The 15,310-nt window shown below is 53.0% G+C and carries 10 protein-coding genes and 1 pseudogene; 7 read left to right on the top strand and 4 right to left on the bottom strand.

Going from position 1 to position 15,310, the window contains the following annotated elements; all coding sequences use genetic code 11:
- Complete coding sequence (locus HP547_RS08560) at positions 1 to 4,695, bottom strand: CDP-glycerol glycerophosphotransferase family protein (RefSeq protein ID WP_172286035.1); 4,695 nt, start codon at positions 4,693 to 4,695, stop codon at positions 1 to 3.
- A gap of 261 nt (positions 4,696 to 4,956) precedes the next feature.
- On the opposite strand from HP547_RS08560, the gene HP547_RS08555 reads away from it, so the two are divergent.
- Together HP547_RS08555 and galU are read left to right on the top strand one after the other, a co-directional pair.
- Positions 4,957 to 5,751 (top strand): S1/P1 nuclease, encoded by a 795-nt coding sequence (locus tag HP547_RS08555; RefSeq protein ID WP_172286034.1) that lies wholly within the window; start codon positions 4,957 to 4,959, stop codon positions 5,749 to 5,751.
- Positions 5,752 to 5,798: 47 nt separating this feature from the next.
- Positions 5,799 to 6,638 carry a UTP--glucose-1-phosphate uridylyltransferase GalU gene (gene galU, locus HP547_RS08550; RefSeq protein ID WP_172286033.1) on the top strand — a complete coding sequence of 280 codons (840 nt, stop codon included), beginning with the start codon at positions 5,799 to 5,801 and terminating at the stop codon, positions 6,636 to 6,638.
- A 66-nt stretch (positions 6,639 to 6,704) separates the two neighbouring features.
- Here galU and HP547_RS29925 read toward each other — a convergent pair whose 3' ends face one another.
- From HP547_RS29925 to HP547_RS08535, 3 genes are all read right to left on the bottom strand, one after another.
- Complete coding sequence (locus HP547_RS29925) at positions 6,705 to 7,244, bottom strand: XcbB/CpsF family capsular polysaccharide biosynthesis protein (protein ID WP_372242871.1); 540 nt, start codon at positions 7,242 to 7,244, stop codon at positions 6,705 to 6,707.
- Positions 7,226 to 7,720 carry a hypothetical protein gene (locus HP547_RS08540; protein ID WP_172286031.1) on the bottom strand — a complete coding sequence of 165 codons (495 nt, stop codon included), beginning with the start codon at positions 7,718 to 7,720 and terminating at the stop codon, positions 7,226 to 7,228. The genes HP547_RS29925 and HP547_RS08540 overlap by 19 nt, the downstream gene beginning before the upstream one ends.
- Positions 7,721 to 8,083: 363 nt before the next feature.
- On the bottom strand, positions 8,084 to 9,019 hold the full coding sequence (locus tag HP547_RS08535; RefSeq protein ID WP_172286030.1) for an SIS domain-containing protein: 936 nt from the start codon (positions 9,017 to 9,019) through the stop codon (positions 8,084 to 8,086).
- Positions 9,020 to 9,423: 404 nt separating this feature from the next.
- Between HP547_RS08535 and HP547_RS08530 the strand changes: the two genes are divergently transcribed.
- From HP547_RS08530 to HP547_RS08510, 5 genes and pseudogenes are all read left to right on the top strand, one after another.
- Positions 9,424 to 10,359, top strand: coding sequence for a phosphotransferase (locus HP547_RS08530; RefSeq protein WP_256676294.1), 936 nt, complete (start codon positions 9,424 to 9,426; stop codon positions 10,357 to 10,359).
- Positions 10,360 to 10,537: 178 nt separating this feature from the next.
- Positions 10,538 to 12,562 carry a capsular polysaccharide biosynthesis protein gene (locus HP547_RS08525; protein ID WP_172286029.1) on the top strand — a complete coding sequence of 675 codons (2,025 nt, stop codon included), beginning with the start codon at positions 10,538 to 10,540 and terminating at the stop codon, positions 12,560 to 12,562.
- The gene (locus HP547_RS08520) at positions 12,502 to 13,821 is read left to right on the top strand and encodes a capsule biosynthesis protein (RefSeq protein ID WP_172286028.1); all 1,320 of its coding nucleotides are present in this window, start codon (positions 12,502 to 12,504) and stop codon (positions 13,819 to 13,821) included. Before HP547_RS08525 ends, HP547_RS08520 begins: the two co-directional genes overlap by 61 nt.
- Positions 13,818 to 14,594, top strand: coding sequence for an SDR family oxidoreductase (locus HP547_RS08515; protein WP_172225515.1), 777 nt, complete (start codon positions 13,818 to 13,820; stop codon positions 14,592 to 14,594). The genes HP547_RS08520 and HP547_RS08515 overlap by 4 nt, the downstream gene beginning before the upstream one ends.
- Positions 14,595 to 14,601: 7 nt before the next feature.
- Positions 14,602 to 15,310 (top strand): annotated as a pseudogene (locus HP547_RS08510) (LTA synthase family protein); the annotation flags it as partial.

The raw sequence follows: 15,310 nt of genomic DNA, 5'->3' as shown, positions 1-15,310 counted from the left end.
TCACTGAGCGGCTACTGTGAAGTCACGATAAGCTATCGAATTATACTCTCGAGCATCAAAATGGCGCGGTTGGAAGCTTCCGCTAATAACCTGCTTAACGCCCTCTGCCAGGCCCTCTGCGGAGAGCGGTGTCAGGATACCCAGCCCGTTCTCCAGAACATCATCGGGCCCTGGAATATTGGTTGAAACACAGGGCACTCCAAGCGTCATCGCTTCGAGCAGTACGATGCCTTGACCTTCATAATCGGAAGACAGTACATGACACTGCGAGGCCTTAACGAATGGGAACGGATTTCTTTTAACTCCCAGCAACATTACTCGGTCGTGCAGGCCAAGCTCTTTAACAAGATTTTCGAGCTGCGCATGCAGTGGGCCTGTCCCCAGGATATATACTGCTATGTCATGGCCGTCATCAACGAGTATCTTGGCCATCTCAATCAATCGCACCTGATTCTTCTCAGGCCACATACGGGCGACGTTCACAATCTTGAACCTGGTGTCTGATTTAAGAGCAATCAGGCCTTCATCATCAAGATCCAACTCAGCATCATTTATGATGCGACTTACATCCAGTCCATTCCTAACCAGATGGAATGAACTCACAATTTCCGGATTAATAGCCTTAAAGCTCTCCCTATTAATGTTCATCGAGCTTTCTGATACATTGAGAAACGCATCAAACTTATCATAGAACTTGAATACCTTTCTCAAGTTCGGTAGCCGTTTCTCAGACTCTTCCAGCATGTCATTATGCAGGTAAATTAAATGCCGAGTTGCTGGTAATGCGGCCATGAAGCCCGCCCAGAAAGGATGATAACCTTGGTGCTCGACGCTAAACTCTGCCTCGAGATCTCCCAGAACGCGATAACATTCCTGTCTCGCCGCCCCATCATATACATCGCGCATCGTTTCGGAGTAGAAGACACCTTCAGAGTTAAATTTATCCGAAACCCACTGCTGCTCCAAGTTCATAGAGCTCCGGCCGGTTCTGAAAATTACGTCTGCTACTTCTTCTAGTTTCCGAATCCCATCAAAACCAGCTTCTTCTTTGCGCAACTCTACAGCATCCAAAAGCACGACTACCTTATTGCCTTGGGCAGCTAGATTTTGCACCAAGGAAATTGCTGAAGTCGCAACGCCATTGATCGTACCCAGAGCGGAACGTACAACAATTGGTTTTTTGGCGCTCTGAGTATTCTTCAGCTCCCGATGATTAAAGAAGAATTCAACGACCCGTTGCGTCGATTTGCCATCCTCCACACCGCAGAATCGCTCGTGAAATTCGTTATACGCATCATTCACGTACTGACTTGGATTATTCAGGGCACTCTGAATTAAACCTCTCAACTCCTCAGCTGTTTCACATTGCGGCCAAGGAAGTTCATCACGCTCAAAGTAAAGCCCGCGCTCACTTTTGTAATCATCCCAGTCAGGGATAAAATGCAGAACCGGACGCTTAAGCGTCATGTAGTCGACGATGATCGAAGAATAATCAGATATTAAAATATCTGCCACAGGCAACAATGCATTTGTATCAATTGACTGCGGCGCAAGCTTAACTGGCAAATCTAGATCTGCGAGCTTCTTTTCAACCAGATGATGACCACGGAACAGCAAAGTGTAATCGTCGGAGATTATGCTTTTTAGCTGCTCAATCAAGAATTCTGCCTCTAACTGAGGAGAGTTCCAACTACCACGATAGGTAGGGGCAAACAGAACAACTGGCTTTCTGGCGGTGATACCCAGGGCAAGTCGGATTGTGTCAAGCTTATCTTGATCGATGGTGAATAACTGATCATTCCGCGGGTAGCCGCTAATCAGCTGAACACCATTCAAAACACGATGGATACTGTGACCTTCAACTTGAGTGAGGCGAGTATGCTCGTTAGGGAAGATCAGGTGAGTTGCGTGCAAGAAATTTCTCGCAGTATTAGCGCGGGTGTACGGCGGGGTATTCATCGCTCTACCCAGCGTCTTCAATGGCGTACCATGCCAAGTATTGAGATATTGCTGACCTGGCTTTCTCACAAAGTATTCAGCAAATGTACCGTTGCAAATTAGATACTTGCAAGATGCAATCAACCGCAGATAAAGATTGCTTCCTCGTTTCACAAAGAAAACATTTTTGAGGCTTCGATACTTCGCCTCCACGCCTGAAATGTCATTGATTACCCAAAAATGCTTTCGATCGCGATAACTTTCATCAGCGAGCAGGTACTCAAAGATCGCCAATGGGTTACATGCCATTGAAGAGCCGTTATGCACTTCATATAAAATAGCATCCTCCATGATCGGAAGAACTTCAACAAACTCTTTGTAAGTGGCATGAAAGTTAAGTGCGTTATCGGTAAGCAATTTGTCTTCATATGCGCCATGCGGACGCTGAATCACTTTGTAAGCGCGGAATGCTTCGCAAGCTTCCTGTGATTGCCCCGCCAACGCCAACAGACGACCAAGCTCATAGTACATCGCTGGTTTGTGCTCATTGGAGCGCCAGATAGCTTGCTGCATAGCCTCTGCTGCTTGCGGTACCCGACCCAATGCGACTTGGATCTTACTGTATGAAACCCAAGTTTCGGGATTCGTACAGTCGCGCTGTAGACGTGCTTCAACAAGCGCCGCTTCATCCAGTTTATTGGTTAGCGCATTGGAAAGAGAAATCAATTTCCCAACGGCTTTCTCATCAGCATAAACCGTAGCGTTGGCCAAACCCTCCTTAGCGAGAACGGTGTTACCCTGCTGAAGCTGGGCTTCGTAATATTCGAACCATGATGCGCTCTCGCCTGGATTCTGGTGAAGGTCAGACCGGACATTTTCAACGCGGTAAGACATCAATGACGCCTCGTAGCGCTTCGCCTCAAAATCGACAGGTGCGCCAGTGCCAGTCACTGCCAAGAAGAAGTTACACGCCTCGTCAAATCGACCCAGCTTAAGCAAAACCATCCCTGCGCGGTAACGCCATTCAGCAAGACCTTTACCACTTAGTTTGATCGCGTACTTGTAGGACTCGAAGGCTTGCGCATATTTCTGCTGCCGCTCAAGCGTGAAACCCAGGCGGAAATGGGATTCAGCCGATTTCATTCGCAAGCCAATGGCGGTACGATATGAAACCTCCGCATCATCCCAGAGATAGCAGCGCTCCTGGGCCCTACCCAAGCGGAAATTCAAGTCAAAATCAAACTTTAAGACGCTTTTATGTGCACTGAATGCGTTGCTAGCGTTAGACCAGCGTCCGACGGCAGCATGGAAAGCACCGATACCATATTTGTCAGACTTATGTTTCTTATCAAGCTCACACGCTTTTTTGTATGCAACGACAGCGGATTGTTGATCTGAAGCGCCTTCATGGCAGTCGCTTTCGTAGCAATATCCCAATCGATAAAACCACTCCGCAGGTACCGATTTGCTGAATTTTATCGCTTTTTCATAGGCGGTTGCGGCGGAACGGAAGTGCCCCATTTTTTTTTCAGCAGTACCCAAGCGCTGATAAAGCTCGGCATCTTCGTTGAATATACTGACAACATTCTTCAACGCTGATACTACTTGCCACCACTTATGCTGCCCCTGATACGCGATCGCCAGCTTATTATTCAAGCTTGCATCGTCGGGATAGATTGAAACCAAACCCATAAGCGCTGCTTCCGCTTGCGCCCAGTGTTTTTCTTTCAAGTAAGAATCGATTTCAGCGCGAACTTTTGATTCACCTACTGCCGAGTCTGGCTCACTCAGATAGCTCAATAGATTACATATTTTCGAAGCACTATTGGACTCATCAAAATTACTCAGATAATCGCGGCAAAATTCTTTGACCTCGCCGCTCACTTGTAAACCACTACCAGACTTTATGAACTCAATCAGCTCTTCAAAGCTTTCAGCGTGATAGCCCAAACGTCGGCTATAAATTTCTGCTTCCGCTGATTTGGGTGCTTTTTCAAAGATGGCATCTCCCACAATCCATCGAGGAAAAATCACTGGTTTGCCAAGTGCCCAAGCTTCGTACGCTACCGACGTATAGTCTGTAATGACGACATCAGCATCCAATAGTTCTTGTGTGATCGGTCTCTTATTCAGCTTATTTCGCTGATCTTCAGCCACCACCAAAGTGCAATGACGGCTCAACTCGTCCAAAAAGCCCTCAAAATGGCTATTCGAACTCATCGAATTGCCAGTGTGATCAAACCAATTACCATGAATCGGCGCGTACAATACGCGTGGTACATCATTGCTATCTGGCTTATTGACTCGCCCTGCCAATGAGCGAAGATAATCAACCCTCGGAGATCCGACTACTACGACGTCTGAGGATTTCAGACCAAGCTTTTTATCATTCAAGAGACTGCGTGCCATCCACAGGCCCGGCACCAGGATTTTCTTGAAATTGCTAAGCACCGAACTGCCATCAGCCTGAAGCTGGTGGAGATGTTGCCGGTCAGCCAGGTCAAACATGAGGAATACGTCTGCAGGCACCCCAGCAAACAGAGAGACGCTCAGGGACGCATCATCCCTCTCGTGCTCCGAGGTTGGCACCCAGTCAAAATCAGTAGTGCCATCCGACTTCAATTGGTAGAAAATCTGCGTACGAAGCAGCTTTAAATTTTCTGTATCATCACCGACCAACTTGACTTGTCGCTTACCCTCAATACTGAGAGCCTCGGGCAATGGCAAAGAGCCATCAAAAATTACTACTTCAGTCATCACGCACCTTTTCAGAATACTTAGCTCAAAAAAATCTTAAAAAAATAACGTTTCTGCTAACAGTCCATCGTTGCTCTAATCCTCGTAACCTTTATGCTTGCGCCTTACAGTATTCTGGCGCGCCACGTGATGACATCACATTTACGCTTGATTCGAAAACGACGAATGATACCCTAGGTACCAAACGAATCAAACCGAAAACCTAAGTCGCCAATTTATTGGCGCGAATTTATTGACACAAAGGTGAGCAGGCCGCATCCATTGAAGATCCTACAACTCATCCTGATCTACTTTCTCGCTACGTCATACTCCCAAAGTTCTTTTGCATGGGGCGTCGAAGGCCATAAGGTTGTCGCACTGGTCGCCGAAGCTAGATTGTCTCCAGAGGCAAAACAGGGTATCGATCAGCTCCTACAACGTGATGCTGGCGGCAAGATCTCAGATATAGCCTCTTGGGCAGATGACATGCGGGGGAACGATTCGGTACCCCAGATTAGCCATGTCGTGAAGATACCTTTCAATGCCCGCAGTTACTCAGCCAAACGTGACTGTTCAGGCAAGTACAGGTGTGTAATTGAAGGCATCTACCAATCTGAAGCCCAGCTCGGGATGTATGCAAAAAGCAAAGAAATCACTCCCGACACTCAGCAAGCCTTGAAGTTTCTTGTACACTATGTAGGGGACGTTCACCAACCCTTGCACGCCATTCGCGAGACCGGCGTTATGCGCACCCTCCCAAGCCGTCAACGCTGGAAACTGCATAAAGTCTGGGACACCATTATAATCAGAAGCTTGCATCAAAGCCCCGAGCGCATCGCCGAACGACTGCTCAGCCACCCCAAGCGAATTGAGCAGTACACACCTGAAGACTGGGCTATGGAAAGCCATGATATTGCGAAACGGGTAATCTACGGCGGAAGTTATGCCTTGGCACGATCAAAACGCCCAATCCCTCTGAGTGATGGCTATTACAAAGAAAACACCGAGATTGTAGACGAGCGCTTGTTAGCAGCAGGGGTAAGACTTGGAAACCTTCTCAACTCAATATTCAAGTAAACTTTCTATACCAGTAGTTTCCACTTAAAGCTCAACTAAGGTTTCACATGATCAAAAAATGCTTGTTTCCTGCGGCCGGCTATGGAACGCGCTTCTTGCCTGCCACCAAAGCCATGCCGAAAGAGATGCTGCCTGTTGTTAACAAGCCGCTTATTCAGTACGGGGTCGAGGAAGCCCTGGATGCAGGACTGAGCGAAATATCCATCGTGACCGGCCGCGGAAAACGCGCTCTAGAGGATCACTTTGATATAAGCTATGAGCTTGAAACTCAGATCAAAGGCACAGACAAAGAGAAATATCTTGTTGGCATCCGCCGACTTCTCGATGAGTGCTCCTTCTCTTACACGCGCCAAACAGAAATGAAGGGGTTAGGGCATGCGATTCTGACCGGTCGCCCACTGATCGGAGACGAACCTTTCGCCGTTGTACTAGCCGACGACCTCTGCGTCAACCCTGAGGGCGACGGTATTCTTACGCAAATGGTCAAACTCTACAACCAGTTCCGGTGCTCGATTGTCGCCATTCAAGAGGTGGATCCAGCTGACACTTACAAATACGGTGTTATTGCTGGCGACATGATAAGAGACGATATCTACCGCGTCACCAATATGGTAGAAAAACCAAAGCCGGAAGATGCGCCTTCTAACTTGGCCATCATTGGTCGCTACATCCTGACGCCAGATATTTTTGACATCATTTCGGACATCGAACCAGGCAAGGGAGGCGAGATTCAGATCACTGATGCGCTAATGAAACAAGCGCAGAGCGGCTGCGTGATAGCCTACAAGTTCAAGGGCAGGCGCTTCGACTGCGGCGGCGCGGAAGGATACATCGACGCCACCAACTTCTGTTTCGAAACTTATTATAAATCTGGAAAGGCTTACTGATGCATCGGGGTCATTTTTGATGACCCCTCTACTAGATCACAGGCACAATTTTAGCCACCTCACCCATCAAACAACATCTACACTGCAGCAATCCGACCGAAGTTGATACAACGACATGTTTATCAGCATAACCGCGACATTCACCGTCTGCGCCCCCACGTCGGGATGATCATTAATCAATGTGTTTGTCGAGTTAAAATAACTAAACTGCCTTCCAAGCTCTGACGACTTTACGATCTTCGTTATGTACTCATACTGCGGGGACCGTGATGAGTATATAATGGAAATTTTCTGCTTTAACTGTCGCCCAGTATTGAGGACTCTAGCAAAAACTTGTTGCTTGCTTTCGGGGAACGTACCGATTGTAAAGTGAGAGTCAGCATATACCTTCTCATAGTACTCATCAGAAACTATGGGATCCACTACGACAGCATTGAAACCACCCGTAACACCATGGTACAAGGCACCAGTACCACCCTTTGACGCTCCATAGACAGTGACCCTGTCAGCCTTGACACCCAAGCCACTACTCACTTCATTGATCAGTGCAGTTACACGATCTGCAAACTCCTTATCGGAATTGTTATTCAAGTAGAAGCTACCCACAACCCCCCCACATCAGCAATGCGCAACACCGCCGTATCCGCAGGAATAAATTTGCCGATAGATTTGAAATTAAAGGTAAAAAGCCTCATCAGGCTTGAAGTGAAGATATCCTCACCGATTGATGAGAACACTACCAGAACTCTTGAAGCCTTCTGTTTTTCAGGGAGTTCCAGTTGATATACAAGGCCGCCGAAGGTTTTAAATTCCCCAGCTTTTATCCTATGCCAAAAATTAGCAATCTCACTATTTCTGACGAAACTAGAAACACCATCACAAGACTTATACAAGCTGAATCCAGCATTCGCTAAAGCAACTACCCACGACTTGGCGGCAGGAACCTTGCGACTAACATGTAAAAGATTTTCGAACCCAACATGCTCAGAGTGATCAACATGAAAATAGTCCACGGAACCCAGATCAGCCAGCGCCTCTGCTACCTCCCCACCCAAAACAATTTTTTTTATTCTTACCGCCATATGAGTCTCGCACCCCCTCAAAAAATGGATACGAGTATCAAACGCAAAGCACTCTCAAGTCAACACTTTCGACACCAACCCTCAAAAATCAGTAATCGTCATCGTGACTCAAGTGAAAGGCCCAACCTAATACAGAAAAAAACAAAATAAGAGAAATCAGACAACAGGCAGTAACTAGCATCACCCTGACCCCCAAATAATGGAACTATATGATCAACTCTAGGTGCCTACCTAGCTGATCATAGGACTCCCAATATTTCAGTTTCAGTGTCAGGGACTCGACCGGCCATCGGAAACAGGCTACACGACATAGCCCAGGTTAGCCGATCGCGAGCCAAGCGCCGCATTGAGAACTCAGGCTAATCAATCGAAGATCTCTACTACCCCACTCACCTGCCCTGTCGACACATCCCTCACAGCCAAAGCGCGAATTTTGTTCTCATGCATATACCCTTCTGCCTCAGAAATCAGGGCATCCGAGGCAATTTCATGCGGACTCACCGTCATAAAAGCACGTACCCTTTCATTGACAACACCTGGGTTGTCGAGAAGGGCCCGACGCAGGTCACCGTCAGTGACGATTCCAACCAGACGTCCTTCGTCGCTCACCAAGGTCAACCCAAGACGCCCCTGCGTCATCACCAGCAGGCAATCATGAAAGCTGGTTGACGGGGTTACGAAAGGTGCTGGGCTATGCATCACATCCGAAACACGTGTCAGAAGTTTTCTACCGAGGCTACCACCGGGGTGATAGCGCGCAAAGTCCATGGGCTTGAACTGTATGGCTTCGATCAGCGCTACAGCCAGTGCATCACCCATTGCCATGGTCGCAATTGTTGACGTAGTAGGCGCGAGATTGTTCGGGCAGACTTCCCGCTCAACCGAGATATCCAACCAAATATCAGCGTGCTGTGCCAACGTAGAAGTCCTGCTAGCCGTCATGGCAATCAAATTATTGCCAAACGATTTCAAGCTGGGAATCAACTTGATCAACTCTTCAGTTTCACCGCTATAACTGATAAGGATTAAGACATCCACGGGCTTCAGCATTCCGAGGTCGCCATGGAAGGCTTCCGCAGGGTGCAGGAAGAAGCTTGGCGTCCCAGTGGAAGCGAAAGTGGCAACCATTTTTTGGCCGATCAAGCCAGATTTGCCCATTCCACAAACCACCGTTCGCCCTTTGCAGCCGAGAATCAATTCGACCGCTTTCTGGAACTCGCCATCCAATCTGTCGGCTAGCTGAGTAACAGCTTGAGCCTGGGCAATGAGGGCTTCTTTGGCGATGGTGAGGTGATTCATTTCCTTCCCTGACGGTACTGGTTTGCGAGGCTGTGAATCTTAAAGTCTTTAGCACCCGAAGCAAAGGACTCTAGCACCGCAGCCTCACCATAGCTCCGGCTCCACGCATTTCGGAGACTCCGCCAGAGCCTGCAGAACAGACAATGCTGAACGACCGTTTTGCGCTTCGCATCGCTCCTCCAATGACTTCGGCCGCATCAACAGGCCTTAGAACTTTTTGTTGTGTGCCGATCTCTGATGGCTCAGGATATCCCCCCCAAAAAAAACTGTAGCGTGATGGCTATGTTTGATCAGACCTGATGACTGCTTCTTCTCACCCCACCGCTCGCGGCAAAACCCATTTCCGTTGGCATCGAGCTTCGCTCGAGCAACACGTCCACACGTTTTTCCCGGAGTGGGCGGGCATGCCGTTGACGATCACCAGCCGCGACTTGGCCTCAAACGCGTCGTTCGTGAATTACGTCCGCTACCATCGCCTGATAGACCCCATCACGGGTAACCCGTATGACGTCGTGGAAAAATCGATTCGCAAACTGGCGTTCATCAGCAGCCAGGAAGCTCGCTTTCACCGCCAAGACGGCATGCTTAAAGGCTCTATCTACTTTCGCTACCCACCTTGCCTGGGAGTGATCGAAACCCCGTGGGAAAGCCTGATCTTCACTCGGTACGTGCGGGGCAAACCGCCTCGCATGGAGGCAGTCGGCTTCCACTTGGCTCGCGGTATTGCTGAGCTTGAAAACCGAAGCCATGACCACCTTCAGGCCAGCCCCCGCTCCAAGGCGGCTTTACTCTGGAGCATGGATTTCTTCCGCCCCTGGTTCTTGCTGCGTCCGCGCTTCAATTTTGCGCGCTGCCTCCCAGCACTCAGGCAGCTGGCACTTGAAGACCCTCGCTTCGCTGGTTTAGCCGAACGCCTTACTGCGTTCAAGCCGCTGCTTCGTACACTTGCAGGCCAGGCGCAACGCAGCACGAAGTGCATCAGCCACATGGATTACCTGCGGAAAAACCTATTCATTCGCAAGCGCCGCCTGTACCTGATCGACTGGAGCGAGGTGAAGGTCGGCCGCATAGGGTTCGACGGCGGGGCGTACCTCGGTAGCCTTTTCCGGCGCAAAGAGATGGCAGCATTCCTGGCCGCCGAAGCCCAGTTCAACAAAGCTTACAGCGATGCACTCGCCGCTCATTTTGAACGTGAGGAAGCCACGAGGAACCAGCGCTATATCTTCCTGCTTACAGCTCTGTATCACTGCCTGCGCCCAGAAACCATTCAGGAGTACAAAGACCAGGATCGCCTGACGCTGCTTCTGGAGAAATACCACTATCTCCTCAAGCTCCTGTGAAATGATGTCATTTTAGTGGCCTAGATCAAGAAGATCCCTGTGGGCAATTAGGAATTTTTCGACAGAAGCCATCCTAATTTTGTGAATTTGTATTAAGATTCGCGCCCTTAAAAGCCTCAATGGATCCGGAAGCCTTCCAGCGCTTTGCCGCCCTTTCACGGAACGCTGCTGCACGTTTATGGATGACGTTTTACCTCGCCCACGTTTGCTGCTCCTCTCCAAGGGGGCTCAGCGAATAGCCACCCTGCCTGCGCTGCTGCCTGATTTTGAGCTGCAGTGCGGTGGTGTGGATGACATTCAGCAATCGGACTGGGTAATGGCTTGGGGCCGCAAGCCAAGTGCGGCCATTGCCATGACGCAGGCTCAAAGCGCCGGTAAGCCTGTATTGACACTGGAAGACGGGTTCCTGCGCTCTGTGGGTTTAGGGGCTGAGGAGCCTCCGTTGTCGATCATCGTCGACACGGTAGGCATCTATCATGACGCCAGCCAGCCTTCTCGACTTGAGCAACTGATCGCTGAACCTTTGTCTGCGCAGGAGCAGGTGCGTGCTTCAGAGCTACAAGTACTGTGGCAGGAGCAGCGGGTCTCGAAATACAACAGTGCCCGCATCGAAATACCCGCGCTACCCGATAACTGTGTGCTGGTAGCAGACCAGACCAAGGGTGATGCTTCGTTGCAGAACGCCAGCGTCGAGGACTTCGCAGCAATGCTGCAGGCGGCGTTGGCCCGCTACCCGAACAGCACCATCCTGCTCAAAGTACATCCTGATGTGGTGGCTGGTCGCAAAAGCGGCCATTTCGATTTGAGTTCAGTGGCGGCAAATCCGCGCGTGCGGGTTTTGGCCGAGAACATTCACCCCGCTGAGTTGCTGCCTAAAATGCGAGCCGTCTATGTCATGACCTCGCAACTCGGCTTCGATGCCCTGCTGTGGGGCGTGCCGGTGCACACTTGGGGCATGCCGTTCTATGCCGGCTGGGGGTTGACCGATGATCGCCTGTCAGCCCCAGTGCGCCGCAGGCCAGTCAGCCTGGGCCAACTGATTCACGCAAGCCTGGTTCGCTACCCTCGCTATATATGCCCGGAACGAAGCGGCCCAAGCACGCCGGAAACACTGATCAAATGGCTGGGCCTGCAGCGGCGCCAGCGCAGTCAGATACCGGCACAGGTTCAGGTTTGCGGTTTCAGCCGTTGGAAAGAGCCGCTTGCCAAGCTGTTCTTCGATGGGAGCTCAATTCGGTTCGTCAAACCCAAGAGGCGTCTTTCGCACTCGTTGTCGGTGGTTTCCTGGGGGTGCAAGCAGGACGAGCGTCTACAGGGCCACCGCCAGTCTGTACATCGTGTAGAGGATGGTTTTTTACGCTCCGTCGGCTTGGGTGCAGGCAAGGCACGGCCCCTGTCTTGGGTTGTTGACGACCTGGGAATCTATTACGACGCCACCCGAACATCGCGCCTGGAACGGATTCTCGCCGACCATGCCTTTGACCCGCATTTGATAGAGCGAGCCAAGTCTTTACGGCTGGCCATCTGCAATGCAGGGCTGACCAAGTACAACCTGCCAGGTTGCGTGTGGCAAAGGCCCACAGCAGTGCAGCAAGTGATTCTGGTAACGGGTCAGGTGGAGGGCGACGCATCCATCCGCTTTGGCAGCAACCGTATCCACAGCAACTTGCATTTATTACGCGCCGTCCGGGAACGCAATCCCGACGCCTGGGTCTTGTACAAGCCTCATCCTGAAGTGCTCGCAGGCACTCGCCCTCGCGGCGATGATGAAGAACAGACAGTGCACTGGTGCGACGAAGTCATCAGCGACACTCCGCTGCAGCAACTACTGGAAGTAGTCGACGAAGTACACGTTCTGACCTCGCAATCGGGCTTCGAAGCCTTGTTGCGCGGCGTGCCCGTGACCACCTACGGCCAGCCTTTCTATGCCGGCTGGGGGTTGACCCAGGACATGGACCTGCGACCCGAGGTGCAGGCGAGACGAAGCCGAAAGCTGACCTTGGACCAACTGGTGGCGGGAACACTACTCCTCTACCCCACTTACGTAAGCCGCATCACTAACCGTTTCACCACACCAGAACAGACACTGTACGAACTACAAAATTGGCATGCGCTACCACCGCAGCCCGGAGCTACTTCCCGATGGCAGGACTTGAAACGACGCTTGAGCAGTTTGTTGGGCATGAAGCGCCCGACCGACTGAGTGCAAGGGCGCCGCGTGGTCCTCTGCTGCGCATTCCCACCTGCAACTTCTTGTTCCTTCAAGGCGTAAGCTCGCCATTTTTCGCTCGCCTTGCCAAAGGCCTCCGAGACATCGGCCAGTATGTGCACAGCGTGCGATTCAACGTTGGTGATGAGCTATACGGCGCGGATGGCCCAAACATGGCTTGCCCAAGTGACGCCGATGGCCTTGAAGGCTGGTATGCCGATACATTCCGCCGGCTGGACATCACCGACCTTGTCCTGTTCGGCGACTGCCGCCCGGTGCACCGCACCGCGATAACGCTCGCTCGCTTGCAGGGCATTCGTGTGCACGTATTCGAAGAAGGCTACTTCCGCCCCTACTGGATCACCTTGGAGCGCGACGGCGTCAACAACAACTCGCGCTTGCCAAAGGACCCAGATTGGTACCGCGACGTGGGCAAGTACATTCCGCGCTACCAGAACGGTAACTCGTTCAAGCTGTCCTTCACCGCGCGCGCGGCCCATGACGTGATGTACCACGCAGGCGGCGCCCTCAATGCGCTGTTCTACCCGAAATACCGCACCCACGCGCCCTTCAACGCCGCAGTGGAGTACGCCGGCTTCATCCGCCAAGGCCTGCGCCTACTCCGCGCCCGCAGCCGCGACGATGCCCTGGTCGCCGATGTCGCCCGTGAGCGCCAGCCTACCTACCTGCTGCCATTGCAGCTGGACAGCGACGCACAGATCCGCGATCACTCGCCGTTCGAGAACATGACCCAGGTCATCGAGCACGTGATCGACTCGTTCTCGCTGAACGCCCCGTTCAATGCCCGCCTGCTGATCAAGAACCACCCGTTGACACCTGGGCTGGTGAACTATCGCCACGTTACCGAAGCACTGGCGCGTGAATACGACGTAGCCGACCGGGTCGAGTTCATGGAGAGCGGGCATATGCCCACGCTGCTCTCGCACATCAACGGCATGATTACCGTCAACAGCACTGCAGGTGCTTCCGCGTTGCTGCACGGGCGCCCGACCATCACCTTGGCCGACCCGATCTATGCAATGCCGGGCCTCACCCACCAGGGCAGCCTGGCGGACTTTTGGCACGACCCGGACATGCCGGATATCAAGCTGTTCCATCGCTTCCGCAACACGGTCATCCACACCACCCAGGTCAACGGCGGCTTCTACACCGGCTGCGGCATGGACATGGCGGTGACCAACTGCCTGGAAGTCCTGATGGCGAAAACCTCAAGAATCGAAAAATACCTATGAGTTCGCACGCTTCACCTCGCTGCATCCTCATCACCGGCGCCACCGGCGGCATCGGTGGCGCGCTGGCGCCGGCCTACGCGGCCCCGGGCGTGACCCTGATCCTGCAAGGCCGGCGCCAGGACCGCCTGGACGAAATGGCCGAGCAGTGCCGCGCCCTGGGGGCGCTGGTGTTGCTGGAGGCCCTGGACGTGCGCGACCTGGACGCGCTGCGGGCGATGGTGCGGCGCGTCAGTGACGCCCATCAGCCCGACCTGGTGCTGGTGGGGGCCGGGCTTAATACGGCGGTGGGTGCCAATGGCGAGCCGGAGGCCTGGGACGACAGCCGGGCGCTGATGGAAGTGAACGTGATGGCCGCGCTGGCCACCGTCGAGGCCGCGCTGCCGGCCATGCGCAGCCGTGGCCATGGGCAGATCGCGCTGTTCAGCTCGCTGGCGGGCTGGCGTGGGTTGCCGGTGACGCCAACCTACAGCGCCAGCAAGGCGGCGATCCGCGTGTATGGCGAGGCCATCCGTGACTGGCTGGCGCCGGAAGGGGTGAAGGTGAATGTGATTGTGCCGGGCTATGTGGAGTCGAAGATGTGCTTCGAAATGCCTGGGCCTAAACCTTTTCTGTGGACGGCCGAAAAAGCGGCCAGGCGGATCAAGCGCGGGCTGGCGGCGAACCAGGCGCGTATCAGCTTTCCGTTTCCGCTCAACCTGGGCACCTGGCTGCTGGGGCTTATCCCGCAGTGGCTTTCTTCGATGATCCTGCGTGGGTTGAAGTACAGTGATTGATGTTTCCTTGTTGCCGGTTGCCCTGGGTGGCCTGGCGCTGACCGTTGGCGTCGAGCGCCTGCTGGTGCCCCGCCCTGCCCTACGCCGCCCGGCCGACTGCTGGATGCTGCATGCCGGGCTGTGGTGCGTGGGGCTTGGGCTGCTGTATGCGCTGACGGCGCGGCCGTTGTTCAGTGGCGTGAACCTGCTGCTGCTGTGGCTGTTGATCGTGCTGGTGAGCAATTCCAAGTATCACTCGCTGCGCGAGCCGTTTGTGTGTGCAGACTTTGAATATTTCAGCGATGCAGTGAAGTTTCCGCGTTTGTACCTGCCGTTTTTCGGTTTCGGCAAGGCGGCGTTGCTGGCGGTGGGCTTTCTGGTTTACCTGTGGGCGGGGCTGAGCTTCGAGGTGCCGGGTGCGCGGCTTGCGGCGCTGCTGCCGCTGGCGGTGGGGCTGGGGCTGTTGCGTTTGGGCCGTCGGCAGGTGCAGCCGAGCTTTGATGCCGAGCGGGATGTGCGTGACTGGGGGTTGGCGGCCAGTTTGTGGCGGTACTTCTGGGCGGCGCGGGCGCCGGTCGACCGGGCGGGGTTGGGGTCGCCGTTTGCGGGAGAGCCTGTGCCGGCCTCTTCGCCGGCGAAGGCCGCTGCTGCATCGGGCTTTGGCCAGCCCACATCGCTGCCGGACCTGGTCTCGGTACAGAGCGAGTCGTTCTTCGATGTGCGCGACCTGTGGCCGG

This window comes from Pseudomonas sp. CM27 (assembly GCF_013179515.1).
Taxonomy (GTDB): Bacteria; Pseudomonadota; Gammaproteobacteria; order Pseudomonadales; family Pseudomonadaceae; genus Aquipseudomonas.
The sequence above is the reverse complement of the archived record's forward strand: the minus strand, read 5'-3'. Positions and strand labels throughout refer to the sequence as shown.